This window comes from Herbaspirillum sp. GW822-FHT03A08 (assembly GCF_058801885.1).
Genome location: NZ_JBXANR010000003.1, coordinates 694,636 through 719,416 on the forward strand (window position 1 = coordinate 694,636; position 24,781 = coordinate 719,416).

A 24,781-nucleotide genomic window follows, 5' to 3' on the forward strand; every position below is an offset into this window, starting at 1 on the left:
TGCTATCAGCGACGCGGAATCAGAATTTGCGGGCCGACATCCTTGATGTCCTTGGTGCCGGTCAGCGCCATGCTCACATCCAGTTCCTTCTGCAGGATTTGCAGCATCTTGGTCACGCCTTCCCCGCCCATCGCGCCCAGGCTGTACAGGAAGGCGCGGCCGATCATCGTGCCCTTGGCGCCCAGCGCGGTGGCCTTCAGGATGTCCTGGCCGGTGCGGATGCCGCCATCGAACCAGACCTCGATCTGGTCGCCGACTGCTTCGGCAATCGCCGGCAGCGCTTCGATCGACGACATCGCGCCGTCCAGCTGGCGGCCGCCGTGATTGCTGACGACCAGCGCATCCGCGCCGGTTTGTGCCGCGAGCTTGGCGTCTTCCACGTCGAGGATGCCCTTGAGGATCAGCTTGCCGCCCCATTGCTCCTTGATCCAGGCAACGTCGTCCCAGTTCAGGGTCGGGTCGAACTGGCTGGCAGTCCACTGGCTCAGCGTCTGGATGCCGCTGCCGCCACCGGTGATATGGCCGGCCAGGTTGCCGAAAGTCTTGCGGCCGGTCAGCGCGCGCAGCGCCCAAGCCGGTTTGCCGGCCAGATCCATGAGGGTGTCCAGCGTCAGCTTCGGCGGCACCGACATGCCGTTTTTCAGATCTTTGTGGCGTTGGCCGAGGATCTGCAAGTCCAGCGTCAGCACCAGCGCCGAGCATTTCGCTGCCTTGGCGCGGTCGATCATCGACTTCACGAAACCGCGGTCGCGCATCACATAGAGCTGGAACCAGAACGGCTTGGTGGTCACGCTGGCGACGTCTTCAATCGAGCAGATGCTCATGGTCGACAGCGTGAACGGGATGCCGAATTTTTCCGCCGCAATCGCGCCCAGCATTTCGCCGTTGGCCCATTGCATGCCGGTCAGGCCGGTCGGCGCAATCGCCACCGGCATGGTGACGTCGTGGCCGATCATGGTGGTGCGGGTGGAGCGCTGGTCAACGTTGATGGCGACGCGCTGGCGCAGCTTCAGCGCAGCAAGGTCGTCGCTGTTGGCGCGATAGGTGCTCTCAGTATAGGAGCCGCTGTCGGCATAGTCGTAAAACGCCTTGGGTACCCGTTTTTTTGCCAGAACGCGCAAATCTTCGACACAGGTGATGACGGGCATGTTTATTCTCCGAAAAAGGGAATCCGTAAATAGGGATACGTGTTTGCTGAATTTTGACCGTATCGTAGAACAAACAGGCCGGTCATGGGGTGAATCCCTTTGGCGGCAAAGATGAAAAGTTTCGCTGAATTAAATTGAGTTTACATTCCGCGACGGCCGGGCTGCTTATAAAAACAGTTCGGCAGCTTTGATGCCGCTTTGCGCGGCGGCTTCCAGCGTGGCGGGATAGTCGCCGGCAACATAGTCGCCGGCCAGCGCCAGCCCGGGCGGCATGGCGCTATTGTCCGGGCGTAACAGGCCCGGCGTGCAGGAAAAGGTCGCGCGCTTTTCCGAGATGACCTTGCTCCACAGTGGCGTTTTCAATAGCGGATTTTGCAACTGTTGCGCCAATTGAATGGTAATACCTTCGGTCAATGCCGGATGTCCTTGTGCAAGGGCATCGCCGGCGGCGCTGACCACGACGGCGAGCAGGCCCGCGTCGTCGGGATGGTTGGCGTTGAGCTGGCCGCGATCAAAAACAAATTGTCCCCACGCTGCTTGCTGCGGATCGTCCAGTAAAGCGTAGAACGCCTGATCGAGGCGCACTTGCGCCGGGTATTGCAGATAGCAAGTGGTGATCGGTTCGTAGTTCAGTGTGCGCAGCGCGGCGGTGTCGCTAATGCCTTCCAGCAGATCGGCGGCGGCTTCCGGTCCGGTGGCAATCACGACGCCGTCGAACGATGCAGTCTGGCCATCTTGTTTGAAGCGGATTTGCCAGCGTCCTTGCTGCGAGGTGACCGAATCGACGGCCTGACCGCAACGGACATCGCCGCCACGCTGCTCGACGAACGCCGCCGCCTGCCGAGGAAACAACGAGGTCAGATCGGTGCGCGGAATCAGCATGTCCGACGCCGCACGGCGTGCGCCGAGACTGTCGCGCAGTACATTCAGAAAGACTTGCGCCGAAGCGCGCTGCGGCGGCGTGTTCAGTGCGGCGATACACAGCGGCGTCCACATCAGCCGGGTCAGGCGCTCGGTCTGCTCATAGCGCGCCAGTAATTCGGCGACGCTGCAATCGTCGTATAGCTGCCAACCCATCCAGCGCGCGGTGGTGGAAAAACGCGCCAACGCCATTTTGTCGTCGCGCGTCAGGCCTTTTGCTCTGATCAGTGCGAACAAGACGTGCAGGGGCGCGGGCAGGCGTGGTGCAATGAAATCCATGCCGTCCGTGGGCGCCGGATAGCGTATTTGCAGCGGCAGACGTAGCAAGGCTTGGCCGGCATCAATGCCGACGGTTTTCATCAGTTGCAAGGTGGTGCGGTAGGCACCGAGCAGGATGTGCTGGCCGTTGTCCAGCGTACGGCCATCGATCTCTACGCGGCGCGCACGGCCGCCCAGAGTGCGGCTGGCTTCAAACAGGCTGACGCGTCGTCCGGCTTGCGCCAGTCTGACGGCTGCGGCGCAACCGGCCCAGCCGCCGCCGATGACGGCGATGTGATCGTTGCTGTTGTTGTTGTCAGGGGATGTTCCCATTCTTGATCCGGTCCGGTAATTCCTGCTGCTGCACTTCTTCCCAGGCCGTGACTTGATCGGCTGAGGACACATAGAGGCGCACATACGTATCGAGCGACAATTGTTTGTCCGAGGTAAAGGTCAGCGTTTTCTGCATGCCGCTTTCGTCCATTGCCGGAAGGCGGTATTCGTAGCGCTGCCGCGTAGCGGCGCTGGACAAGATGCGTTTGCCGGCATCCACCACGTAGACATAAAACTCTTCCTTGCCCCAGCGCTTGACGACATCGTTGAACGCCGGGTTGAAAACCATGCTGGCGACAAAGGCGATGCCGGCAAACAAGGCGAGTGCATAAATTCGTTTCATCGTTCAGCTAGTCAAATCCGGAAAGCGGATTGACGTTCTGCCGGTATGAAAGTTCAGCCGTGCCGGCAGCTGTTACAAGTCTGTTTCTCTGGTTTGTTTCAGCCGCGGATATAGGTCTTCCAGGCCAGCCACAATTTGCGTATCGGCGTGAGTGAAATGCGCTGATTCAGTACATGGAAACCGTCGCGCTCGATCTCGCTGAGCAAGGTGCGGTAAATCGCCGCCATCATCAGGCCGGGGCGCTGGGCGCGGCGGTCTTCTTTTGGCAGAAGAGCGAAGGCTTCGTCGTACACGCGCTGGGCGCGTTCGACCTGGAAGCGCATCAGCTTCTCGAAGTTTTCGCTGTGGCGGGCATTGAGAATGTCGGCGGCGGTGACGTTGAATTGCTGCAATTCATTGACAGGCAGATAGATGCGCCCCTTGCGTCCGTCTTCTCCGACGTCGCGGATGATGTTGGTCAGTTGAAATGCGAGTCCGAGTTTTTCCGCAAACAGCAGCGTACCGCCTTGGGTGACGCCGAAGATGCTTGCCGACAAAATGCCCACCACGCTGGCGACGTGCCAGCAATAGCGCTGCAGGCCGGGGAAGTCGAGGTAACGGGTCTGGTCCAGATCCATCTCCATGCCGTCGATGATCGATTGCAGATGCTCGCCCTTGAGGTTGTAGGTCGCCACATGCGGATGCAGCGCCAAGGTCACCGGGTGGCTGGGATTCCCGTTGAGCATCGCAGCAATCTCCTTGCGCCACCACATCAGTTTGGTGCGGGCGACACCGGTGTCTTCTATTTCGTCGACGGTATCGTCCACTTCGCGGCAGAAGGCGTACAGTGCAGTAATGGCGCGTCGGCGCTCAGGCGGCAGGAACAAGAAACTGTAGTAAAAGCTGGAGCCGCTTTGGGCAGCTTTCTGCTGGCAATATTCGTCTGGAGACATGAAGTGGGATGGCGATGAAAGCGGGCGCAATGCGCGAAGCCGCTATGCTAGCCGACTGAGGAGCGAAGGGCAATCTGCTTTGCAGGTGGTGTTCGTGCAAAGCCTCGAAAATAGAGGGAAAAAGCCTCGATATATATGGTTGCAGCAGCAGACTTTGTACATTAAGCTGGGGGCAACGAGGCATGACTGGCGGCAATGGCTTCATCGCTGGCAGGTACGCAAGCGCTGTTGGTAAAAAAGCAAAATAAGGCAGCGTGGCGGTAGCAACGGCAGGACATAGCAGCAACGACACGACAAGAAGCCGGATCGGTGTAGAAGCTTCCGACGGAAGCGATCACCGGATGCGGCAGGGGTGAGCAGCTCATATCAAGGCGAGGAGACTAATTCTTCATGAACAGACTGGAAGCTTTCAGAAGCATTGCAACGCAGGCCGGTCGCGGCGAACTGGTATTTCCTACCAACGTCAATGCATCGATCAAACTGCAGCAAGCGCTTAACGATCCGAATTGCCATCTCGAGGCTGCTGCCAAGCTGGTGATGGCAGAGCCGCTGCTATCGGCGCGTACCGTAGCGATCGCCAATTCGGCCGCATATAATCGTTCCGGCGGCGAAATCAACAACGTCCGCACGGCCGTCATGCGTCTCGGGTTCAAAACCCTGAACGCGATCACGACCGCCGTCATCGTGCGCCAATTGGGCCGCAACATCTCCGATCCGGAAATGCGCGTCAAGGCGGCGCAGTTGTGGGAGCACACGGCCAACGTCGCCGCAATCGCCCAGGTGATTGCGCTGAAGCTGACGCGACTGGATCCGGAAACCGCGATGTTCGCCGGCATCGTCCACGAAGTCGGCGGGTTTTACCTGTTGTCGCGTACGGATGAATTCCCCGGCCTGCTCGACGGCAATTCCGAAGACTGGGCTGAATACGGCGAAAAAATGATCGGCCGCGCTGTGTTGAAGAAGCTTGGCATTCCTGAAGCTGTTGTTGCGGCAGTGGAGTCCTTGTGGCATGGCATCCGCGTGTTGCCGCCGGAGACCCTTGGTGACGTGCTGTTGCTGGCCAAGGAGTTGTCGCCGGTGCCGTCGCCGTTCCAGAAGAGTCTGCTGGAAACCGGTCGCGGGCCCGACACCATCGTCGACGAATTCATCGGCGATGATTCATTGCGCGACGTGCTGGAAGATTCTGCCGATGAAATCCGTTCGCTGACCCAGGCTTTGCTGATCTGACGCCATTCCGCGAATTGGGAAATAGTGGGAAATAAAAAAGCAGCCTTCGAGGCTGCTTTTTTTATGCGCTGCAAGTTGGCACTCAGGCGGTGCGCATCAGGCGCATCTTGAAGTTGCGGCCCTTGATGTTGCCTTCGCTCAGGCGGGCATAGGCTTTCTCTGCAATGCGGTAGTCCAGCGCCACATAGGTTGAAAACTCGAATACATTGATCTTGCCGACCTGTTCCTTGGTCAGGCCGACGTCGCCGGTCAGCGCGCCTAGCAAGTCACCGGGACGCAGTTTGTCCTTCTTGCCGCCCTGAATGCACAAGGTCCGCATCGGTGCGCGCAGCACTTTGTCTTCATTAGCGTCCAGCGCATTGAGGTCAAACCATTGCACCGGCGCCTTTTGATATTCCTCGATCAGTTTTACCCAGCGCTTTTCAGTCGGGATGCACAGGTTCAGCGCCAGGCCCTTGTCCTGGCCACGGCCGGTGCGGCCGATACGATGGATGTGGACTTCGGTATCGCGGGTGACGTCGACGTTGATGACGGCGCTCAAATTGGCAATGTCGAGCCCGCGTGCGGCGACGTCGGTGGCAACCAGTACCGAGCAGCTTTGATTGGCGAACTGCACCAGGATTTCATCGCGTTCACGCTGTTCCAGATCCCCATACAGAGCGAGCGCGCTGAATCCTTGCGCGCGCAATTCTTCGGCCAGCTCGCGGCAGTGGATCTTGGTGTTGCAGAAGGCCAGTGTCGAGACAGGCTGATAATGTTGGAGCAGGCGCGCGACGGCGAAATTGCGCTGCTCGGCCGAGACTTCGAAGAAGCGTTGTTCGATTTTTTCGCCGTCATGCTGAGCCTCGACCTTGATCTCCACCGGCTCGTGGAGGAAGCGGGCGCTTGCTTTGCGGATGTCGTCCGGGTAGGTCGCAGAAAACAGCAAGGTCTGGCGGCGCGAAGGGCAGGCGCTGACGATGCCTTCAATGTCTTCGTAGAATCCCATGTCGACCATGCGGTCGGCTTCGTCCAGCACCAGCGTCTGAACGGCTTTGAGGTTGATGGTGTCGCGCCCGATGTGATCGCGGATGCGGCCGGGTGTGCCGACGACGATATGGCAGCCATGTTCCAGTGACGCAATTTGCGGGCGCATGGCGGTGCCGCCGCACAAGGTCAGGATCTTGATGTTTTCGGTGAAGCGCGCAAGGCGGCGCAATTCATTCGATACCTGATCGGCCAGTTCGCGCGTCGGGCAGATGACCAGGCCCTGGATCGCAAAATATGATGGATTGAGCCGATGCAGCATGGCAATGCCGAACGCTGCGGTCTTGCCGCTACCGGTCTTGGCTTGCGCAATCAGGTCGCGGCCTTCCAGTGCTGTGGGCAAACTTTCTGCCTGGATCGTCGTCATTTCGCGATAGCCGAGGGCGTCCAGATTGGCGAGCATCGCCGGCATGAGCGCCAGGTTCGAAAAAGGAAGGGGGGGCGAGGGTGTCGTGTTCACCATGATTGGACCTGAGCGCTAACGGAAGTGAGGGAAGTCTAACAGAGCGGCATCAGGAGCGGCCTTCAGTTCTGGCTGAGGCGGCAGGCGATGAGTCCGCCATAGAAAAACAGAACAGAAAACAAACAGAAACCAAAGCAAAAGGGCCTGCACGATGTGCAAGCCCTTATGGTATTTGGTTGCGGGGGCAGGATTTGAACCTACGACCTTCGGGTTATGAGCCCGACGAGCTGCCAGACTGCTCCACCCCGCGTCTGAGGGACCGAAGTCTACAGAGGATCGATTTGAATAGCAAGCGCTCATTTTCATTCTCTACCAAATATATTTGCAGGAGGCGATAGACTTGCAGGGCGAGGGGCGCATACACTGCGCCGTTCGGCAGAAGCGCGAGCAACTGAGTATTGAGAAGAGGAGAAGCAAATGACTTACGAAGAATATCTGGATGAAGTGACCACGCTGATTGCGGAACTGTATGACGTCAACGACGCCGATGCCATCAAGATGGTGGTGAAGGCGCAGGCCGATGAGTTTTTCGTCAAGCATGACGACTTCGAAGCGATGCGCACGCAGGAGCGCGCACAGCAAGATGCCAAAACCATCTACAAGCTGAGCAGGACAAAGACTTTCAAACGCTGAATTGACTGATGTGCAAACCGGCCTTGAAGCAAGGTCTTTAACATTCGGTTGCAAATCCCGCGAACCATTGTGAATTTCTGATCTCTACTAAAGCATGCCCCTCGCAAAGCCTTGATGGGAGCGGTGTCCGGCGATGTCTGACAGACATCGCGCCACTTCTTTCTCCGCGATGGATTTATTGAAAAATGTAGAAGGAGATTTACACATGAAGACACGTCAACTCGTTATTACAGCCGCACTGCTGGCCATGACTGGCGGCGCCATGGCGCAACAACAAAGCACGACAGATGTGCCTGCCTCGCCGGGCATGATCGCTCCGGCTTCGTCGGCCAACGGCGTCTCCAACGATCCGTATGTGCAGAAGCGCCAGAATGACGCCGATGCCAGGGCGGAGTACAAGGCGCAGAAAAAGGCTGTGAAGCAGCAAGCCAAGGCTGACAAGAAGGCCGCCAAGCGAGATCTGAAGACGGAAAAAAAGGAATCCACCGCCGAGCGTAATGCGCAGTTGGCGCAACCTCAGCCCAAGAGCGATCTGAACAAGGGCCAGTAATCGAAGGCTGGCAGTCGACGTCAGTAGCTCGACATTGAAAACGAAAAAGCCTCTTCATCGAAGAGGCTTTTTTATCGCCGTCATGGGCGTTGTCACATGACAAGTGCTCGCCACAAAATCACGCACCAGTCCATCGTTCCCAACTTCGGCCGATGTCTGAACACGTCGCCGTCTACTTGTTCAAGACGATCGAGGATGCGCAGCCCGCCTTGCACGACCATGCGCAATTCCCAACCTATGCGCCCCGGCAAGCGGTGCGCCAATGGTGCTGCCGACAGCATGATGGCGCGCGCGCGATCGATTTCGAACTGCATTAATGCACGCCACGCCGGACCGCTGGCGGCGTCGGCGATGTCTTGTTCACTGACGCCGAAGCGTTGCAGGTCTTCCTGCGGCAGATAGATCCGCTCTTTTTCCCAATCGATGGCAACGTCCTGCCAGAAGTTGATCAGTTGCAGCGATGAGCAGATGGCGTCCGAGTCGCGTACGTTGTCAGGCGTCGCCGCCTGGTACAGGTGCAGCATCAGCAGGCCGACCGGATTGGCGGAGCGGCGGCAATAGTCGAGCAGACTGTCGGCATCCTGATAGCGTTTGGTCACGACGTCTTGTTTGAAGGCCGACAGCAGGTCGCGAAAGGGTGTCAACGGCAACTGATATTGGCGAATGACTTGTGCCAGTGCGACGAATATCGGATGGGATACGGGCGCGTTAGCCTCAATTTTGTCCAGCTCCTGTTCGAAGGAGGTCAACGCGGCAAGCCGTTGCGCCGGTTCTGCATCGCCTTCGTCGGCGATGTCGTCGGCGCTGCGCGCGAAGGTGTAGATGGCTTTGACTGCCGGGCGCAGATGGGCGGGCAGCAGGATCGACGCGACGGGAAAGTTTTCGTAATGGTCAACGGCCATGCAACGGATATCCAGTGGAATAGGTGAGGGCAGGTGTGGTGATGCAAAGATGGTGTGGCCTGCTTTTTCTGTCCCGAATAGTAATGGAAAAATCCGTTGGCGCCGATTTCCGGGGCAGTTGCATAGCCGCCCAGGCGGATTGCCGTTACGGGTTTGAGGCGACCGCTTTGGCAATGCGCTACGAATCGGCGACCTCGTAAAAATTGCATCACGGCTCTACAAAAACGCAGACAGTCTGGCAAGCTTGCAGTAGAATAGCGGGCTGCAATAAAAATGCTACCTCATTGACAGGGCTTGGTTTTCCGGCAAATACACCGAAAAGTCCCAATGCAGTCCGGTCGGTGATGCACCTTTCAGCGAGGGTGGCGAAATTGGTAGACGCACCAGGTTTAGGTCCTGACGCCAGCAATGGTGTAGGGGTTCGAGTCCCCTCCCTCGCACCAACATTCCCTTTGTTTATGTTGTTATGTTCGCCCGGCAAGAATGTGCTGACTTCGGTCGCATCTTGTTCCGGGCGTTCTCATTTTGGTCATTCTGGTCATTCAATTTTCTATTGAGGGTTCGCATGCGCTATCAACATTACAAGGGCGGTATTTACGAGTTTCTCCACGACGCGACGCTGGAATCGGATTTGACGCCTATGGTTGTCTATCGTGCCGCCAACGGCACGGTCTGGATTCGTCCCAAAGAAGTTTTTCACGAAATCATCGAAGTTGACGGCAAGCGCGTGCCGCGTTTTGCGCTGATGAACGAGGCCGGCTGATTCCCGTAAATCCGGCGATTCTTCGAGGGGGCCGGCGCGCGTGATAATGTCATGGCTTCGTTGTTTTTCTTCTTCAGGCAGGGAACCTTATGCGTAAAGTATTGAATCTGGCCGTTGCGGTGTCGCTGGCGTCCGCGTTTGCGGCTTTGCCGGTAAAGGCACAAGAACTCGGCGACGTCAGCACCGCGTTTCGTTGGTTGGGAAAGAACGATCGCATCGCAGTCGAAGCTTACGATGATCCCAAGGTGGTCGGCGTAACGTGCTACGTCTCGCGTGCACGCACCGGCGGGGTCAAAGGCACGGTCGGTCTGGCCGAGGACAAGGCCGAGGCTTCCATCGCCTGTCGCCAGGTGGCGGCAACGGTAACGTTCAAGGGAACCGTACCGCAGCAAGAGGACGTGTTCTCCGAGCGGATGTCAATTCTGTTCAAGCGTCTGCACATCGTGCGGCTGGTCGATGTCAAGCGCAACACCTTGGTATATTTGACCTATTCCGACAAGCTGATCGACGGTAGTCCGATGAATGCGATCACCGCCGTTCCCGTCGCCGCATCCACTCCTATTCCGGTGAAATAAAAAGCATGAAGACAATCAGGGCACTCGCGACAGAATTGCAGGCAGGGCAGACGACCAGCGTCAAGCTGGTGGAGCAGGCGCTGGAACGCATCGCCGCGTATCGAGAGCAGGGCGGTGCCGCTTACATCAGTGTCGACGCGGATCAGGCGCTGGCCTCGGCGCGCGCCAGCGATGCAGCACGTGTTGCCGGCAATGTGCCGTCGCTGCTGGCCGGCTTGCCGGTCTCGATCAAGGATTTGTTCGACGTGCAGGGGCAGGTTACTGCTGCGGGATCGAAAGCGCTGGCAAATGCACCTGCGGCAAAAGCCGATGCGCCTGCGGTGGCGCGTTTGCGGAATGCCGGCGCGATTTTGCTCGGCCGCACGAATATGAGTGAGTTCGCATTTTCCGGCCTCGGTCTGAATCCGCACTACGGCACGCCGCGCAATCCTCTGGATGCACAGCGTGTGAGCGGCGGTTCGACGTCCGGCGGCGCGGTGACTGTGGCGCTGGACATGGCCGTGGCGGCGCTCGGCACGGATACCGGCGGTTCGATCCGTATTCCGTCTGCTTTTTGCGGATTGACCGGCTTCAAGCCGACTGCGCGGCGCGTGAGTTTGCAGGGGGCGGTGCCGTTGTCGACGACTTTGGACTCTGCCGGGCCTTTATCGCGCAGCGTGGATTGCTGCACCATCGTCGATGCCATTTTGTCAGGCAAAACGCTGGAAACGGATGCTGTGCCGCTGGCAGGCTTGCGATTCGGTGTCACGGATGATTTCGTCGGCGACGGCATGGATGCAATGGTGCGCGCCGCTTTTGATGCGGCGTTGTCGCGTTTGCAAAATGCGGGAGCGGTAATCCAGCGGTTTTCATTTCCTGAATTGAAAGAGTTGCCGGGGATTAATGCCGGCGGCGGGTTCAGCGCGGCGGAATCCTGGACCTGGCATCGCAAGCTGCTGGAAAGCTCTGCCGATCAGTATGACCAGCGCGTGGCGGTACGTATCCGTCGCGGTGCACAGCAGACAGCAGCCGATTATTTAGATCTGCTTGAGGCACGCCGACGCATCATTGCGCAGGCTCAGCGCCGCTTGTCGGTATTCGATGCATGGCTGATGCCGACCGTGCCGGTGGTGCCGCCGCTGGTGCAGGCTTTACAAGATAGCGATGAAACTTTCTTTGCTATCAACGGATTGGTGTTGCGTAATCCAAGCGTGATCAATTTTCTTGATGGCTGCGCATTGAACTTGCCGTGCCCGTCGGCTGATGGCTTGCCGGTCGGCATCAGCATCTGCGGCCAGCATGGAGACGACGCCCGCGTGCTGGCAATCGGCCGCGCGGTAGAGGCGCTTTTGTGTGCGCGGCAAGGCTGACAGATAGGGGGCGCAGGCAGAGCGGGCAGCAGCTTTGCGGGTAGTAGCCTCCGTTTTTATTAACAGAACCGGGGCGTTTTGGCGCAACGGCATCTTTTCCGTATAAAATAGCGGACTTTAGCGCGGCCGGGCAGGGCAAAAGGCATGGTTTTCATGCATGTTCTTTCCGGGCCGCACCACGGAATTTATTAATTTTTGGACGATTCACATGGCAACTGCAGTCGAAACTCTGAGCAAACTTGAGCGCCGTATCACCCTGACATTCCCACTGGCCGACGTGCAGGCTGAAGTTGAAAAACGCCTGAAAGTGCGCGCTCGCACTGCCAAGGCGCCAGGCTTCCGCCCAGGCAAAGTGCCAATGAAGATGGTTGCCGCTCAATTCGGTTACCAGGTCGAAACCGAAGTGCTGAACGACAAGGTCGGTCGCGCATTCAACGACATCGCAGTTGAAAATAATTTACGCGTTGCCGGCTATCCGAAGATCGAACCAAAGACCAGCGAAGGCGTTGCTGAAGGTTCACTGGCATTCGACGCAACATTCGAAATCTATCCTGAAGTCGTGATCGGCGATCTGGCCTCGGCTGAAGTCGAGAAGACCACATCGGCTGTTTCCGACACCGAAATCGACAAGACACTGGACATCCTGCGCAAGCAACGCGTGCATTACCACGTCAAGGGCGAGCAAGGCGCGCACGGTGACGGCGGTGAGCCAGTTGCACAAAACGGCGACCGCGCCACAGTTGACTTCGTCGGCAAGATCGACGGCGTTGAATTCCAGGGCGGCAAGGCTGATGCCTTCCCGTTCGTACTCGGCGAAGGCCGTATGCTGCCGGAATTCGAAGCAGCCACAATCGGCCTGAAGGTCGGCGAATCCAAGACTTTCCCGCTGGCATTCCCGGCTGACTACCACGGCAAGGACGTGGCAGGCAAAACTGCAGAATTCACCATCACGCTGAAGAAGCTGGAATGGGCGCATCTGCCGGAAGTCGACGCAGAATTTGCAAAATCGCTGGGTATCGAAGACGGCGACCTGACCAAGATGCGCGAAGACATCAAGCGTAATCTGGAACGTGAAGTCAGCGCCCGCACCAAGGCCAAGACCAAAGACAGCGTCATGGATGCCCTGATCAAGGTCAGCGAACTGGAAGTGCCGAAGGCATTGGTTGAGCAAGACATCGAGCGCCTGGTTGAAATGGCGCATCAGGACATGGCGCAACGCGGCATGGATCCTAAGGGCATGCAACTGCCACGCGAACTGTTCGCTGCACAAGCTGAGCGTCGCGTCCGTCTGGGCCTGATCCTGGCTGAAGTCGTCAAGACCAACAAGCTGGAAGCCACTGAAGAACAAGTCAAGGCGCAAGTCGAAGACTTCGCACAAAGCTACGAAGACCCGCAACAAGTCCTGAAGTACTACTTCAGCGACCGCCGCCGTCTGGCTGAAGTCGAAGCCCTTGTTTTGGAAGAAAACGTCGTCAATTACGTGTTGGGTAAATCCAAAGTTTCCGAGAAATCGGTCGCGTTCGACGCCTTGATGGGCAATCAGCCGCAAGCGTAATTCGACCTTCTCGGGTAACATCAGAGAAGACTTACTACGCATAAGGAAATGCACATGACAGGTTTCATCAAGCAGTCTGCACTGGATACAGAAATGCTCGGCATGGTCCCGATGGTGATCGAGCAGAGCGGCCGCGGCGAGCGTGCGTACGATATTTATTCGCGCTTGCTGAAAGAGCGCATCATTTTCCTGGTTGGTCCGGTCAATGATGCGACCGCCAATCTGGTGGTGGCGCAGCTGCTGTTCCTGGAAAGCGAAAATCCTGACAAGGATATTTCGCTGTACATCAACTCCCCGGGCGGTTCGGTTTCGGCCGGCATGGCGATTTTCGACACGATGCAGTTCATCAAGCCGGACGTCTCCACGCTGTGTACCGGTCTGGCTGCCTCGATGGGTGCTTTCCTGCTGGCCGCCGGCGCCAAGGGCAAGCGTTTCTCGCTGCCGAACTCGCGCATCATGATTCACCAGCCTCTGGGCGGTGCGCAAGGTCAGGCATCGGACATCGAGATCCAGGCACGCGAAATTCTGTATCTGCGCGAACGTCTGAACGCCATCCTGGCTGAAAAGACCGGTCGTACGATCGATCAAATCGGCAAGGATACTGATCGCGACAATTTCATGTCGGCTGCTGCTGCCGCTGAATATGGTCTGATCGATCAGGTATTGGAAAAACGCGCGTAATGGCGTAATGAGCGGTTTTGAACGGACGCTTGCAGTCCTTTCCTGACTGACTTGTTTCTTGTGTTTTCAGCAAATGCCCGAACTTCGGTTCGGGCATTTGCTTTTTGCACTGCATCAACGCCAATCGCGTAAATAATTGTCAATGCCGCGCGTCAGAGCTGCATCTCAATGCTGAGATTAAGGCCTGATTTCCACCTTATTGCTTTTTTTGTTTGCGGACCTATATAGAGTAGGCTAGAACCTGCTTTTACTGGCGCGCAAATATGGCGATTCCGTGACGAATCATGAAATCGCAGGTATGATCAAGCCGAACTCTATTCACATTTGCCCTATATGTCCGAGAAAAAATCTTCCAGTGGCGAAAAGCTGCTTTATTGCTCGTTTTGCGGCAAAAGCCAGCATGAAGTCAAGAAACTGATCGCAGGTCCGTCGGTCTTCATTTGCGACGAATGTATCGATCTGTGTAATGACATCATTCGCGACGAAGCTTCCAGCGTTGAGTCGGTTGCGGGTGCCAAATCGGATCTGCCGACGCCGCAAGAAATTTCTGAATTGCTCGACCAGTATGTGATCGGCCAGCAGACTGCCAAGCGCATTCTGTCGGTTGCCGTGTATAACCACTACAAGCGTCTGAAGCATCTCGGCAAGAAGGACGATGTCGAACTCGCCAAGAGCAACATCCTGCTGGTCGGTCCAACCGGCTCCGGCAAGACCTTGCTGGCACAGACGCTCGCGCGCATGCTGAACGTGCCGTTCGTGATCGCCGATGCGACCACGCTGACCGAGGCCGGCTATGTCGGTGAAGACGTCGAGAACATCATTCAGAAGCTGCTGCAGAACTGCAATTACGAAGTCGAGAAGGCCCAGAAGGGCATCGTCTATATCGATGAAATAGACAAGATCTCGCGCAAGTCCGACAATCCGTCGATCACCCGCGACGTGTCCGGCGAAGGCGTGCAGCAGGCGCTGCTGAAGCTGATCGAAGGCACCATGGCGTCGGTGCCGCCACAAGGCGGCCGCAAGCATCCTAACCAGGACTTCGTGCAGATCGACACCACCAATATCATGTTCATCTGCGGCGGCGCATTTGACGGTTTGACGAAAATCATCTCCGAACGCTCCGAAAAGAGCGGTATCGGTTTCGGCGCAAGCGTCAAGAGCCAGACTCAGAAGACCGCCAGCGAAGTGTTGCTGCATGCGGAGCCGGACGATCTGGTCAAGTTCGGCCTGATTCCGGAACTGGTCGGTCGTTTGCCGGTGATCGCAGCCTTGAACGAGTTGAACGAAGAAGCGCTGATCCAGATCCTGCTGGAGCCGAAGAATGCGCTGATCAAGCAATATTCCAAGCTGCTGCAAATGGAAGGCGCCGAACTCGAGATTCGTCCGGCTGCTTTGCAAGCCATCGCCAAGAAGGCGCTGGCGCGTAAAACCGGCGCGCGCGGTCTGCGCTCCATCCTTGAACATGCGTTGCTGGACGTGATGTACGAGCTGCCAAGCCAGCAAAATGTTGCCAAGGTGGTCATCGACGAAAACACCATCACCAACGGCGCCAAGCCATTGCTGATCTACCACGAACAGCCCAAGGTTTCGGGCGGCTGATCAAAGGCGGAAGCCATCCGGGAGCAAAAAATACCGGATGGAATCCGTTGGAACTAAAAGCGGTACAATAAACCGCGAACATCACTTCGGCTTCCATCGTAAAGCCACCCGAGGGCGACTTCGTGTGTGGCTTTTTTTGTTTGCGGAATTGTTGCCTTGTTCATCACTTATTTTGTCACTTTATCAACCGTAGTTTTTACTTTGCCAAGTGCATTTCGCCAAAAAGTTGTCGTGTTTTTATTTCAGTTTGGGCTTGTGTTTTAGCAGCTCGCGCCAACATCACTAACAGTAACTTTTGATAAGGCTCGCCATGACGACTTCTACTCTCACAGAACAAACGCAATTGCCTCTGTTGCCGTTGCGGGATGTTGTTGTCTTCCCGCATATGGTGATCCCTTTATTCGTCGGTCGTCCAAAGTCGATCAAGGCTCTGGAAGCCGCAATGGAGCAGGGCAAGAGCATCATGCTTGCCGCCCAGAAAGCCGCCGCCAAGGATGAGCCGTCGGCTGACGACATCTATGAAATCGGCTGCGTCGCCAATATCCTGCAAATGCTGAAGTTGCCTGACGGCACTGTTAAAGTGCTGGTCGAAGGCGCGCAGCGTGCACGCATTCATCACATCAGCGAGCTGGACACCCATTTTGTTGCCGATCTGACTCCAGTCGAATCCGAACTGGGCGATGAAGCCGAAGTGGAAGCCATGCGCCGCACCATCGTTCAGCAATTCGACCAATACGTCAAACTGAACAAAAAGATTCCGCCTGAAATCCTGAGTTCGCTGGCAGGCATCGACGACGCCGGCCGTCTGGCCGATACCATCGCTGCGCACTTACCGCTCAAGCTCGAGCAAAAACAGGTCATCCTGGAAATCTTCAACGTCGCCAAGCGCCATGAGCATCTGCTCGGCCAACTGGAAGGCGAACTGGATATCCTGCAGGTTGAAAAGCGCATCCGCGGCCGCGTCAAGCGCCAGATGGAAAAGTCGCAGCGCGAGTACTACCTGAACGAACAGGTCAAGGCCATCCAGAAGGAATTGGGCGAAGGTGAAGACGGCGCCGATCTGGAAGAGCTGGAGAAGAAGATCCTCTCTGCCAAGATGCCGAAGGAAGCGCTGGAAAAGGCGCAGTCCGAGCTGAAGAAACTCAAGCTGATGTCGCCGATGTCTGCTGAAGCGACAGTCGTGCGTAATTACATCGACACGCTGGTCGGTCTGCCATGGAAGAAAAAATCCAAGGTCAACAATGATTTGCCGAATGCCGAGAAAGTCCTTGAAGGCGACCATTACGGCCTCGACAAGGTCAAAGAACGCATTCTGGAATACCTCGCCGTGCAACAGCGCGTCGACAAGCTGAAAGCACCGATCCTGTGCTTCGTTGGTCCTCCAGGCGTGGGTAAGACCTCGCTGGGCCAATCGATCGCTCGTGCAACGAACCGCAAGTTCGTCCGCATGGCTTTGGGCGGTGTGCGTGACGAAGCCGAGATCCGCGGCCATCGCCGTACCTACATCGGCTCCATGCCAGGCAAGATTCTGCAAAGCCTGGCCAAGGTCGGCGTGCGCAATCCGCTTTTCCTGCTGGATGAGATCGACAAGCTCGGTATGGACTTCCGCGGCGACCCGTCGTCGGCATTGCTGGAAGTGCTGGATCCTGAACAGAACCACACGTTCTCCGATCACTACATCGAAGTCGATTTCGACTTGTCGGATGTGATGTTCGTGGCGACATCGAACTCTTTTAACATCCCGCCGGCGCTGCTGGACCGCATGGAAGTCATTCGCCTCTCGGGTTACACCGAAGATGAAAAGACCAGCATCGCGCAACGTTACCTGCTGCCGAAACAGATCAAGAACAATGGTCTGAAAGAAGGCGAGATCAGCGTCGCTGAATCTGCACTGCGCGACATCATTCGCTACTACACCCGCGAAGCCGGCGTACGTTCGCTGGAACGCGAAGTGTCCAAGATCTGCCGCAAGGTCGTGAAAATGCTGCTGCTGAAGAAGCAGGAGAAGAAGGTCACCGTGACTTCGCGCAACCTGGATAAATTCCTCGGCGTGCGTCGTTTCGATTTCGGCATTGCCGAAAAAGAAAATCAAGTCGGCCAGGTCGTTGGTCTGGCATGGACCGAAGTGGGTGGCGATCTGCTGACCATCGAAGCCGTGACCATGCCGGGCAAGGGTGGCGTGATTCGCACCGGTACCTTGGGCGACGTGATGAAAGAGTCGATCGAAGCAGCGCGCACCGTCGTGCGTAGCCGTGCGCACAAGCTCGGTATCAAGAGCGATGTGTTCGAGAAGCGTGACATCCACATTCACGTTCCTGAAGGCGCTACACCGAAAGACGGTCCTTCGGCAGGTATCGCGATGACGACAGCAATGGTGTCGGTATTCACCGGTATTCCGGTTCGCGCCGATGTGGCAATGACAGGTGAAATCACTTTGCGCGGCGAAGTATTGCCGATCGGCGGTTTGAAGGAAAAACTGCTGGCGGCGCATCGCGGCGGCATCAAGACGGTTCTGATCCCTGAGCAAAACGTCAAGGATCTGACCGAGATTCCCGACAACGTGAAAAACAAGTTGGAAATCGTACCGGTGCGCTGGATCGACAAGGTGCTGGAAATTGCGTTGGAGCGTCAGCCAACCCCTTTGGTTGAAGATGATGCAGTTGTTGCAGCTGTGACACCTAAGGAAGAATCGACAGATCCGACCGTCGTGAAACACTGATGTTGTTCTGATTGCCCGACAGATCTTTGGTTTGTCATGCAAGATAAAAAAGCGCTCTTCGGAGCGCTTTTTTTACGCTATTGGTAAAAGACAAAAATGTTTTACGTATTTGATAAAACCGTTTTTTAGATGATCGGATGTCGCTGTAAACCGCTTGACACAAGGGTTTGCGGCTTGTTTAATACCCTTTGCAGATTTTTCTGCATTGCGTGTGATGAGCGTCTTGCGTTATTCACAGAGGAAGACGCCGTTGCGAAATCCAATCTTTGTCTAAAGGGGCGTAAGTGAACAAAACCGAGTTGATCGATCACATTGCCAAGTCTGCGGATATTTCCAAAGCAGCTTCGGCCCGAGCGCTGGACGCCGTCATCAGCGCAGTAAAAATCACATTGAAAAAGAACGGCAGCGTTACGCTGGTTGGCTTCGGCACCTTTTCCGTCGGCAAGCGCGCGGCGCGTACGGGGCGAAATCCGCGTACCGGTGACGCGATCAAGATCAAGGCTGCGAAAGTACCCAAATTTAAACCTGGCAAAGCTTTGAAAGATGCGCTAAACTAGCGGTCTTTCGTCATTGACAGATGGCGAGTGATTGTTTGAGTTAGGTGCGGGTGCTTAGCTCAGTTGGTAGAGCAGCGCCCTTACAAGGCGCGGGTCGGGAGTTCGAGCCTCTCAGCACCCACCAAGATCTCAAACGGTCAGCAATAGTTTAGGAGTGGTAGTTCAGTTGGTTAGAATACCGGCCTGTCACGCCGGGGGTCGCGGGTTCGAGCCCCGTCCACTCCGCCAAATTAAAAAAGGTCTGCTCAATGAGCAGGCCTTTTTTCTTTTGCGAAGCAAAAGTGGGGAGTGGAGGGAGCCGCCTGCGCCGGTGTAGGAGAGCCCTGCCCACTCCGCCAAAATAAAAAGCCTGCTTAGGAAATTTAGCAGGCTTTTTATTTGTATTTTTGTGTTCTGTCGAACGCGAATATCCGTCGCGGAGTGCTTCCATCAAATCCAGGTGCGAGGATGAATTCCAGTCGCAAAGCTTAGTAAGTCAGTGTGACGGTCACCGTGTCCGTATAGACGCCAGCCAGTGGAGTCTGTGCGCTGGCGATACGGCCATACACGGTCAGATTCTGGATCAGGCCGTTGCCGGTGCCTGCCTGGGTGTCGGTGCCGATGGTCGAACCCCAGTTATTGGTGTGGCCGGAGTCGCGATACAGCGCGTAGTTCAGCGTGCCGCCCAAGGAGCCGGTCAGTTTGCGAACGGTAGTGGTAGCGCCGGTGCCGGCACCGGCATCCAGGCCGATGGTGTACGAGGTACCGTTGGTGCAGAGTACGGCCACATTGCCGGTTTGATCGACTTGCGAACTGGTGTAGTTGCCGAAGGCGATGGTGGAGCCCACCACAGTGCAGGAAGCCAGCACAGTCGCAGTATTGATCAGCGAACCTGTTGCAGTGGAAACGGCGAAGACCGGAGCGCTGGAAGCCAGCAGGATAGCGGCGGTCGCGGCACTGATAACACGATTTTTCTTGGATGCAAACATGGCAATTTCTCCTGAGTTACCGTTTCTATCCTCGTCCCATTACGAGGATTTCGAGTTCGGTGGGTACAGGTGAACTTTATATTTTTGAAGCATCCGCCAAAATCAGGAGATTCCTGAATGTGATGTAATTTGCCTAAGGAATTTCCCGAGATGAGACAAAACAAGCGTATTTCCGCTAGCTGGCATACCGTGCGCCGAAGTCGGTGACGGCGATTAGTGCGTCAATATGTCAGCGTAATGGTGACGGTATCGGTATAAGTCCCCGTTTGCGGCGTTTGTCCACTGGGAATCCGTCCGTAGACCGTCAGGTTTTGTACGATGCCGTTGCCGTTGCCCGATTGTGTATCGCTGCCTATGGTTGAGCCCCAATTGCTGGTACGGGCGGCATCCCGGTACAAGGTGTAATTCAGCGTACCCCCCGAGGAACCCGTCAATTTGCGTACGGCAGTCGTAGCGCCGGTACCGGCCCCTGCATCCAATCCTATCGAGTACGAAATGCCATTTGTGCACACCACCGCAATGGTGCCGGTCTGATCTACCTGGGTCGATGAGTAAGTGCCGAACGCGATGGCAGACCCGACAATAGTGCAGGTTGCAAGCACCGCAGCCGACGAATTGACACCGCTGGTGCTATTGGCATAAGCGCCCATTGGCATGCTTGCCGCTGCAATGGCGATAGCCGCAGCGGCGCAACAAATGTGGTGCTTCTGTACAAAGAACATGGTTCTCTCCTTATCCCGTCCCTGCGTTTTGGTGTTATGAACAGCATGCAGACAGCGGCGGGTACAAGCGAACTTCTGGTGAACCTGAGGTAATTCTTGCAGCTTCTCAAGCAGCGGAGAGGATATGCAAAGAGCAATTGCCTTTACTTTTTCCGATCCGCAAAACCGGCGTCATCCAACCGTCGCACAAGCAGCGGCGGACTTGATCGATACCGGAGGAAAATTAATAGGTCAGGGTGACGGTCACTGTGTCCGTATAGACGCCGGCCAGTGGAGTCTGGCTGCCGGCGATGCGGCCGTAGACGGTCAGATTCTGGATCAGGCCGTTGCCGGTGCCGGCTTGCGTGTCGGTACCGATGGTCGAACCCCAGTTGTTGGTACGGCCGGAATCGCGGTACAGCGCGTAGTTCAACGTGCCGCCGAGTGAGCCGGTCAGCTTGCGCACGCTGGTGGTAGCGCCGGTGCCGGCGCCTGCATCCAGGCCGATGGTGTAAGAAGTGCCGTTGGTGCAGAGCACGGCAACGTTGCCGGTTTGATCGACTTGCGAACTAGTGTAGTTGCCGAAGGCGATGGTCGAACCGACCACGGTGCAGGATGCCAGCACAGTTGCAGTGACGACCAGCGATCCGGTTGATGTTGCGGCAAGGACCGGCGCGCCGGAAGCCAGCATGGCGGCAGCGAGGGTGGCGCAGATGACACGATTTTTTTTGCTTGTGAACATGGTATCTCTCCTGGATTCGGCAGTTTTTTTTCTTGTCCCATTACAAGAATGTCGAACTCGCCGGGTACAGGTGAACTTTATGTTTTCGACAGCTTTTACAAAATCAGGGGAATCCTGAAATGGTGCTCTATGGCATCAGGAAATTCCCTAAGAGTTACAAAAACAACGTAATTTTTTGCTTACAGAACAACAAAGGTCTCTTCAGGAACGCTTTTCCTAATACGTCACCAGAATCGTCAACGTGTCCGTGTAGGCACCCGCATAGACATTCTGTAGCGCCGTGATGCGGCCATAAGCCGTGTAAGTGGTCGTCACCGGGACCAGCACAGACAGCAAATAACCGCCGATGTTGTAGCTGCTGCTGCTGGTGCCGTCGCCCCACACGATGGTGCGCGCGGCATCCGTATAGATCTGATAGCCCAGCTGCGAGCCGGAGGTGTTCATCTTGCGGGCGCCGATGCTGCCGCTGGAACCACCGTTGAGTTTGATCGAATAAGCCACCAGCAAGGCAACGGTGGCCTGGCAGACCACCGTGATGCTACCCGTGGTTTCGCTGGGCAATGCGCTCTTGGGATCATAAATGCCGAATGCGACCGGTACTGACGAGGCCGTGCAAGCCTGTGCCTGGGCATTGCCGATACTGCAAAGACTGGCAAGCAGCAGGGCCGAAATCTGAAGCAGGGCGCGTAAGTTCTTCATATCAGTGACATTCCAATGTGCTGCTGCTCATGCCGCCGTCCAGATTGCGGTCGGGAATCAGCACCGCCTGGCAAGTTGCTCCCGACGGCATGACGATATCAAGCGTATTGACCGGACCAAGCTCGGACAAATACGCCGCTCCTTCGTAACCGACAGGAGCTTGCTGGCCGTTTTCACGGATCTTGACGCTGGAGCCGACCGGAACGTATTCACCGTTGGGCATCTTGAGGACCAGATTCACGTCGGAAGTTCGCTTGGTCTTGAAACTGATGACGACGCCCGAACGGTCGCGCGGTTTGACGTATCGCTCGTTCTGGTCCATCTGCAGCGTCAGCGGCAAGTCCAGTACGTCAACCGACACTTTGTTGACGTCATAGGCGCGCAGGTCGGTCAACATCAACTGTCCGTTGCTGTCTGTCTTTCCGGCAAAGCGATTTTCGGTGTAGATGCCGACATTTTTGGCGCCTTCCGTATTGACGATGGCAAAGCTGTCGTCCACCCAGTTCGACATGAACAGCGAATTGTCCATCCATGCCACCGCGCCACGAAGACCGGCACGCTGGCTGGTCGTGTCGTTGCTTTGCGCCACGGTATAGCTGGCGCGCCCCTTGGTGCCTTTGTAGTCGACTTCGCCGTAGCGTTGCTTGTAGGAGCCTTCCGAAGTCTGCAGTTGCCAACCAATGTCGCCGGGAGAAATGGTAGGGCGGCTGGCTTGCAACGAGGTTGTCTTCATGCCGTTGTTGTTGTTCACGCTGACGCCGCCAGCGCTGTTGTCGCCAAACGGCATGATCAGGCCGATCGATGCGCCGTAACCGCCGTTGCGGAAATCCCGGAAGCCGGTCATATAAAGATTGGCGCCACGCGATACCGATTTGAAATAGGAAATGGTTACGCTCTCGCTGTTGCTGATGCCGATATTGCCCGCAGTCGACAGAATCACGGGACTCTTCACCATCGTATAGGCCAGACTGATGGAGCCCAGAATGCCCAGATTGAGCCCGAGGGTGCCGATAGTGGAAGAGCGCGACGTCGGCGATCCTTCCATGGCGCCGATGTCGCGGTAATTGGGGCCCGATTGCGTACGCAGCAGCGACATGCTGAACAGACTGGTGCTGCGCTCGAAGCCTACCGCCAGCTGCTGGCCGGGGCCAGCGTCCGAGTTGCTGCCTGATACCGCGCCGGTCAATACACCGAAGTTGTCGATGTTATAGACCAGGCCGCCGCCAGCCAGGACCATGCCTCTCATTGCCTCCGCATGCGTCTCCAGCGTCAGCATCTTGCTGAAGCCGTGGCGAGCCGTTCCGGCGATGGCGAATTCACCGTAATTGTTGCTGCGTAAGCCGTAATTGCGGCGTACGAAGCCGCCTTCCGCAGTGTAAGACGACAGATTCTCCGCCAGGAGCTTGTCCGTGGCGTAGAACGGTATGGTGCGAAATGTCTGGCGTCCCAGTTCATCGGTAACTGCCACTGCAATCTGTCCCGCGCCAGTGGCGATCGGCGCCTGCCGGATTTCAAAAGGTCCCGGCGGCACCGGCTGCGAAAGCTGACGCACGCCATTGACGAACAGATCGACGGTCGAAGGCACCACCGCTTCGCCACCCAGGCTCGGTGTCGGATACTTGATCAGATCGGGGCGTAGCGAAAAGTCGGTGCCGAACTGCGCGCCGCCGAATCGCACCGGACGCGTCCACGACAAGCCGCTGGTGATGAAGTCGCCGACCCGGTAACGAATCAGCTCTCGCGGATTGGAATAGGTATAGGTGGTTTCCAGGCGGGCTGATTTGGCCGGGCTGCCGGCGAAGTAGGCCAGGCCGGTCGAACTGAACACGCTGCTGCCGGAAAAATAGCGGCCGTCAAAATAACCACCCAGGCTATGCACGCCTTCGCTCGTGGTAGCGAGCAAATCGTAGTTCAGCAGCGCACCACGCGCGTTTTCAGTCAGCGGCACGTTGTCGGCTGATTTTCCTGACGTTGCGATATCCGTGGTGTTCAGAAAAGTCATGGGCACTTCCATGTCGATTTTCAACGCCGTCTGGTTCAGATCGATTTTGCTGGTGACGCCCGTGATCGGCACCAGATCATCGTCCTTTCCCGGTACTTTGATGCCAAGGCTGCGCAGTTCTCCTGCGGTGGCGAACAAGCCGTCCTGCCGCTTGGTGAACTGCGCCACCAACTCCGTCGATCGTCCGTTGATGGACACTTCCAGCAACAAAGTTTCAGCGGAATTCTGGTCCGCGCCATACGCATAAGCAGTGGCGGTAAAAAGCAGTAAGCCGATCCATGTTGTGGGTCTTCTCAAGGCGTCACGGTGAGCTCGGTGTCAATAGGGCCGGAGTCCGAGTTCGCGGTCATTTTTACCAGCGAACCGGCGGGCAGGGGCGACTCAACGTCAAAGGAATACTGCCGGGTCATGCCTGCAAGCGTGTATGGATTGGCGCCTGCCGGAGGTGTGATTTTTTTCCCATTGGGTAGCGTCAGCACCAGATTGAGCAGACGTCCGCGCCGGTTGCCGGTGTTGGTGACGACCAGCCTGGGTGTTTTTCCTGCGCTGAGGGTCCAGCCCATTTTCAGATTTGCCGCCGCATTCGGGGCGATGAAGATCGGCATGGAAATGCGGAATTTGAAATTGATCGCCGGACCGGCTGCAGCCGTCGGAATTTCATCGACCAGCAGGCGATAAGCGATCTCATTGATTTCAGCCGGACGCTTGGAAACGATGCGGATCGTCTGCGATGCGCCAGGGGCCACGGTGAATACCGGAGGGCTGATGATCAGACTCTGGGTCGGTTCGAGACTGTCCTGGCTGTCTTTTTGCGTCCAGTCATAGGCGCGGATCTGCAGCGATACATCATGCGTATCGTTATTGACGATCTTCACCACGCCGGCGGTTCGGGCGGAAGACAATTCCAATACTACCGGGGATATTTCGAAGTTCGAGGCAAACGCTGCTTGGAAGATTAGCCCGTAAGCTAAACCAGGGATAAGAAGGAGACGTGCAAGGTAGTAAAAAATAATTTTCCCCCGTGACGACGAAAGAACGCTAATTCAACTACGACAATAAATATGGCAGCACATGACTGCCGTGGACGTGACTGTTAATTAAGCTGAAATGTTACTTTTGGTTACGAGCGTATCAG

General features: G+C 56.6%; 23 protein-coding genes and 4 tRNA genes. 14 read left to right on the forward strand and 13 right to left on the reverse strand.

The genetic code is table 11. The features are described 5' to 3' along the window. Nucleotides 1–5: 5 nt before the first annotated feature. The 4 genes from AC1RN6_RS12350 to hpnD form a co-directional block, all read right to left on the reverse strand. Nucleotides 6–1,148: an alpha-hydroxy acid oxidase gene (locus AC1RN6_RS12350; RefSeq protein WP_493005644.1), complete on the reverse strand. Its 1,143-nt coding sequence runs from the start codon at nucleotides 1,146–1,148 to the stop codon at nucleotides 6–8. 165 nt (nucleotides 1,149–1,313) lie between these two features. Beyond that, nucleotides 1,314–2,660, reverse strand: a complete 1,347-nt coding sequence (hpnE, locus tag AC1RN6_RS12355; RefSeq protein WP_493005645.1) for a hydroxysqualene dehydroxylase HpnE — start codon at nucleotides 2,658–2,660, stop codon at nucleotides 1,314–1,316. Further along, a complete protein-coding gene (locus AC1RN6_RS12360) occupies nucleotides 2,644–3,003 on the reverse strand; it encodes a YxeA family protein (protein WP_493005647.1) in 360 nt (119 codons plus the stop codon). Before AC1RN6_RS12360 ends, hpnE begins: the two co-directional genes overlap by 17 nt. A gap of 98 nt (nucleotides 3,004–3,101) precedes the next feature. Continuing rightward, on the reverse strand, nucleotides 3,102–3,935 hold the full coding sequence (hpnD, locus tag AC1RN6_RS12365; protein ID WP_493005648.1) for a presqualene diphosphate synthase HpnD: 834 nt from the start codon (nucleotides 3,933–3,935) through the stop codon (nucleotides 3,102–3,104). 390 nt (nucleotides 3,936–4,325) lie between these two features. On the opposite strand from hpnD, the gene AC1RN6_RS12370 reads away from it, so the two are divergent. Continuing rightward, nucleotides 4,326–5,162 (forward strand): HDOD domain-containing protein, encoded by an 837-nt coding sequence (locus AC1RN6_RS12370; RefSeq protein ID WP_493005650.1) that lies wholly within the window; start codon nucleotides 4,326–4,328, stop codon nucleotides 5,160–5,162. A gap of 82 nt (nucleotides 5,163–5,244) precedes the next feature. Here AC1RN6_RS12370 and dbpA read toward each other — a convergent pair whose 3' ends face one another. Next, nucleotides 5,245–6,651 carry an ATP-dependent RNA helicase DbpA gene (gene dbpA / locus AC1RN6_RS12375; protein WP_493005651.1) on the reverse strand — a complete coding sequence of 469 codons (1,407 nt, stop codon included), beginning with the start codon at nucleotides 6,649–6,651 and terminating at the stop codon, nucleotides 5,245–5,247. Nucleotides 6,652–6,824: 173 nt separating this feature from the next. Further along, nucleotides 6,825–6,901, reverse strand: a tRNA-Met gene (locus AC1RN6_RS12380). A gap of 167 nt (nucleotides 6,902–7,068) precedes the next feature. Here AC1RN6_RS12380 and AC1RN6_RS12385 point away from each other — a divergent pair. Together AC1RN6_RS12385 and AC1RN6_RS12390 are read left to right on the forward strand one after the other, a co-directional pair. Next, nucleotides 7,069–7,284 carry a hypothetical protein gene (locus AC1RN6_RS12385; protein ID WP_493005653.1) on the forward strand — a complete coding sequence of 72 codons (216 nt, stop codon included), beginning with the start codon at nucleotides 7,069–7,071 and terminating at the stop codon, nucleotides 7,282–7,284. A gap of 205 nt (nucleotides 7,285–7,489) precedes the next feature. Continuing rightward, nucleotides 7,490–7,834 carry a hypothetical protein gene (locus AC1RN6_RS12390; RefSeq protein ID WP_493005654.1) on the forward strand — a complete coding sequence of 115 codons (345 nt, stop codon included), beginning with the start codon at nucleotides 7,490–7,492 and terminating at the stop codon, nucleotides 7,832–7,834. A gap of 92 nt (nucleotides 7,835–7,926) precedes the next feature. Here AC1RN6_RS12390 and hpnC read toward each other — a convergent pair whose 3' ends face one another. Beyond that, complete coding sequence (gene hpnC / locus AC1RN6_RS12395) at nucleotides 7,927–8,736, reverse strand: squalene synthase HpnC (RefSeq protein WP_493005656.1); 810 nt, start codon at nucleotides 8,734–8,736, stop codon at nucleotides 7,927–7,929. Between the two features lie 356 nt (nucleotides 8,737–9,092). Here hpnC and AC1RN6_RS12400 point away from each other — a divergent pair. The 11 genes from AC1RN6_RS12400 to AC1RN6_RS12450 all read left to right on the forward strand — a co-directional run bounded on the left by AC1RN6_RS12400 (nucleotide 9,093) and on the right by AC1RN6_RS12450 (nucleotide 18,762). Next, nucleotides 9,093–9,179: transfer RNA gene (locus AC1RN6_RS12400), tRNA-Leu, on the forward strand. Nucleotides 9,180–9,301: 122 nt separating this feature from the next. Continuing rightward, on the forward strand, nucleotides 9,302–9,499 hold the full coding sequence (locus tag AC1RN6_RS12405) for a DUF1653 domain-containing protein (protein WP_493005657.1): 198 nt from the start codon (nucleotides 9,302–9,304) through the stop codon (nucleotides 9,497–9,499). 89 nt (nucleotides 9,500–9,588) lie between these two features. Then, nucleotides 9,589–10,074 carry a CreA family protein gene (locus tag AC1RN6_RS12410; protein ID WP_493005659.1) on the forward strand — a complete coding sequence of 162 codons (486 nt, stop codon included), beginning with the start codon at nucleotides 9,589–9,591 and terminating at the stop codon, nucleotides 10,072–10,074. Between the two features lie 5 nt (nucleotides 10,075–10,079). Next, nucleotides 10,080–11,423: an amidase gene (locus AC1RN6_RS12415; RefSeq protein ID WP_493005660.1), complete on the forward strand. Its 1,344-nt coding sequence runs from the start codon at nucleotides 10,080–10,082 to the stop codon at nucleotides 11,421–11,423. Nucleotides 11,424–11,631: 208 nt separating this feature from the next. Then, complete coding sequence (gene tig / locus AC1RN6_RS12420; RefSeq protein ID WP_493005661.1) at nucleotides 11,632–12,978, forward strand: trigger factor; 1,347 nt, start codon at nucleotides 11,632–11,634, stop codon at nucleotides 12,976–12,978. Between the two features lie 54 nt (nucleotides 12,979–13,032). Further along, a complete protein-coding gene (gene clpP, locus AC1RN6_RS12425; protein ID WP_050476999.1) occupies nucleotides 13,033–13,659 on the forward strand; it encodes an ATP-dependent Clp endopeptidase proteolytic subunit ClpP in 627 nt (208 codons plus the stop codon). Nucleotides 13,660–13,992: 333 nt separating this feature from the next. Beyond that, nucleotides 13,993–15,258 carry an ATP-dependent Clp protease ATP-binding subunit ClpX gene (gene clpX / locus AC1RN6_RS12430; RefSeq protein WP_050476998.1) on the forward strand — a complete coding sequence of 422 codons (1,266 nt, stop codon included), beginning with the start codon at nucleotides 13,993–13,995 and terminating at the stop codon, nucleotides 15,256–15,258. 310 nt (nucleotides 15,259–15,568) lie between these two features. Next, nucleotides 15,569–17,977, forward strand: coding sequence for an endopeptidase La (gene lon, locus AC1RN6_RS12435; RefSeq protein WP_493005665.1), 2,409 nt, complete (start codon nucleotides 15,569–15,571; stop codon nucleotides 17,975–17,977). A 284-nt stretch (nucleotides 17,978–18,261) separates the two neighbouring features. Next, a complete protein-coding gene (locus AC1RN6_RS12440; protein WP_493005666.1) occupies nucleotides 18,262–18,534 on the forward strand; it encodes an HU family DNA-binding protein in 273 nt (90 codons plus the stop codon). 48 nt (nucleotides 18,535–18,582) lie between these two features. Next, nucleotides 18,583–18,658, forward strand: a tRNA-Val gene (locus AC1RN6_RS12445). Between the two features lie 27 nt (nucleotides 18,659–18,685). Next, a tRNA-Asp gene (locus tag AC1RN6_RS12450) sits at nucleotides 18,686–18,762 on the forward strand. Nucleotides 18,763–19,001: 239 nt separating this feature from the next. Here the strand turns inward: AC1RN6_RS12450 and AC1RN6_RS12455 are convergent. From AC1RN6_RS12455 to AC1RN6_RS12480, 6 genes are all read right to left on the reverse strand, one after another. Beyond that, nucleotides 19,002–19,502 carry a Csu type fimbrial protein gene (locus AC1RN6_RS12455; protein WP_493005667.1) on the reverse strand — a complete coding sequence of 167 codons (501 nt, stop codon included), beginning with the start codon at nucleotides 19,500–19,502 and terminating at the stop codon, nucleotides 19,002–19,004. 221 nt (nucleotides 19,503–19,723) lie between these two features. Next, the gene (locus AC1RN6_RS12460; protein WP_493005669.1) at nucleotides 19,724–20,224 is read right to left on the reverse strand and encodes a Csu type fimbrial protein; all 501 of its coding nucleotides are present in this window, start codon (nucleotides 20,222–20,224) and stop codon (nucleotides 19,724–19,726) included. A gap of 223 nt (nucleotides 20,225–20,447) precedes the next feature. Next, nucleotides 20,448–20,945, reverse strand: a complete 498-nt coding sequence (locus tag AC1RN6_RS12465) for a Csu type fimbrial protein (RefSeq protein WP_493005671.1) — start codon at nucleotides 20,943–20,945, stop codon at nucleotides 20,448–20,450. A gap of 216 nt (nucleotides 20,946–21,161) precedes the next feature. Further along, nucleotides 21,162–21,644 (reverse strand): Csu type fimbrial protein, encoded by a 483-nt coding sequence (locus AC1RN6_RS12470; RefSeq protein ID WP_493005672.1) that lies wholly within the window; start codon nucleotides 21,642–21,644, stop codon nucleotides 21,162–21,164. 1 nt (nucleotide 21,645) lies between these two features. Further along, nucleotides 21,646–23,943, reverse strand: coding sequence for a fimbria/pilus outer membrane usher protein (locus tag AC1RN6_RS12475; RefSeq protein WP_493005674.1), 2,298 nt, complete (start codon nucleotides 23,941–23,943; stop codon nucleotides 21,646–21,648). After that, a complete protein-coding gene (locus AC1RN6_RS12480) occupies nucleotides 23,940–24,689 on the reverse strand; it encodes a fimbrial biogenesis chaperone (RefSeq protein WP_493005896.1) in 750 nt (249 codons plus the stop codon). The genes AC1RN6_RS12475 and AC1RN6_RS12480 overlap by 4 nt, the downstream gene beginning before the upstream one ends. Nucleotides 24,690–24,781 lie beyond the last annotated feature (92 nt).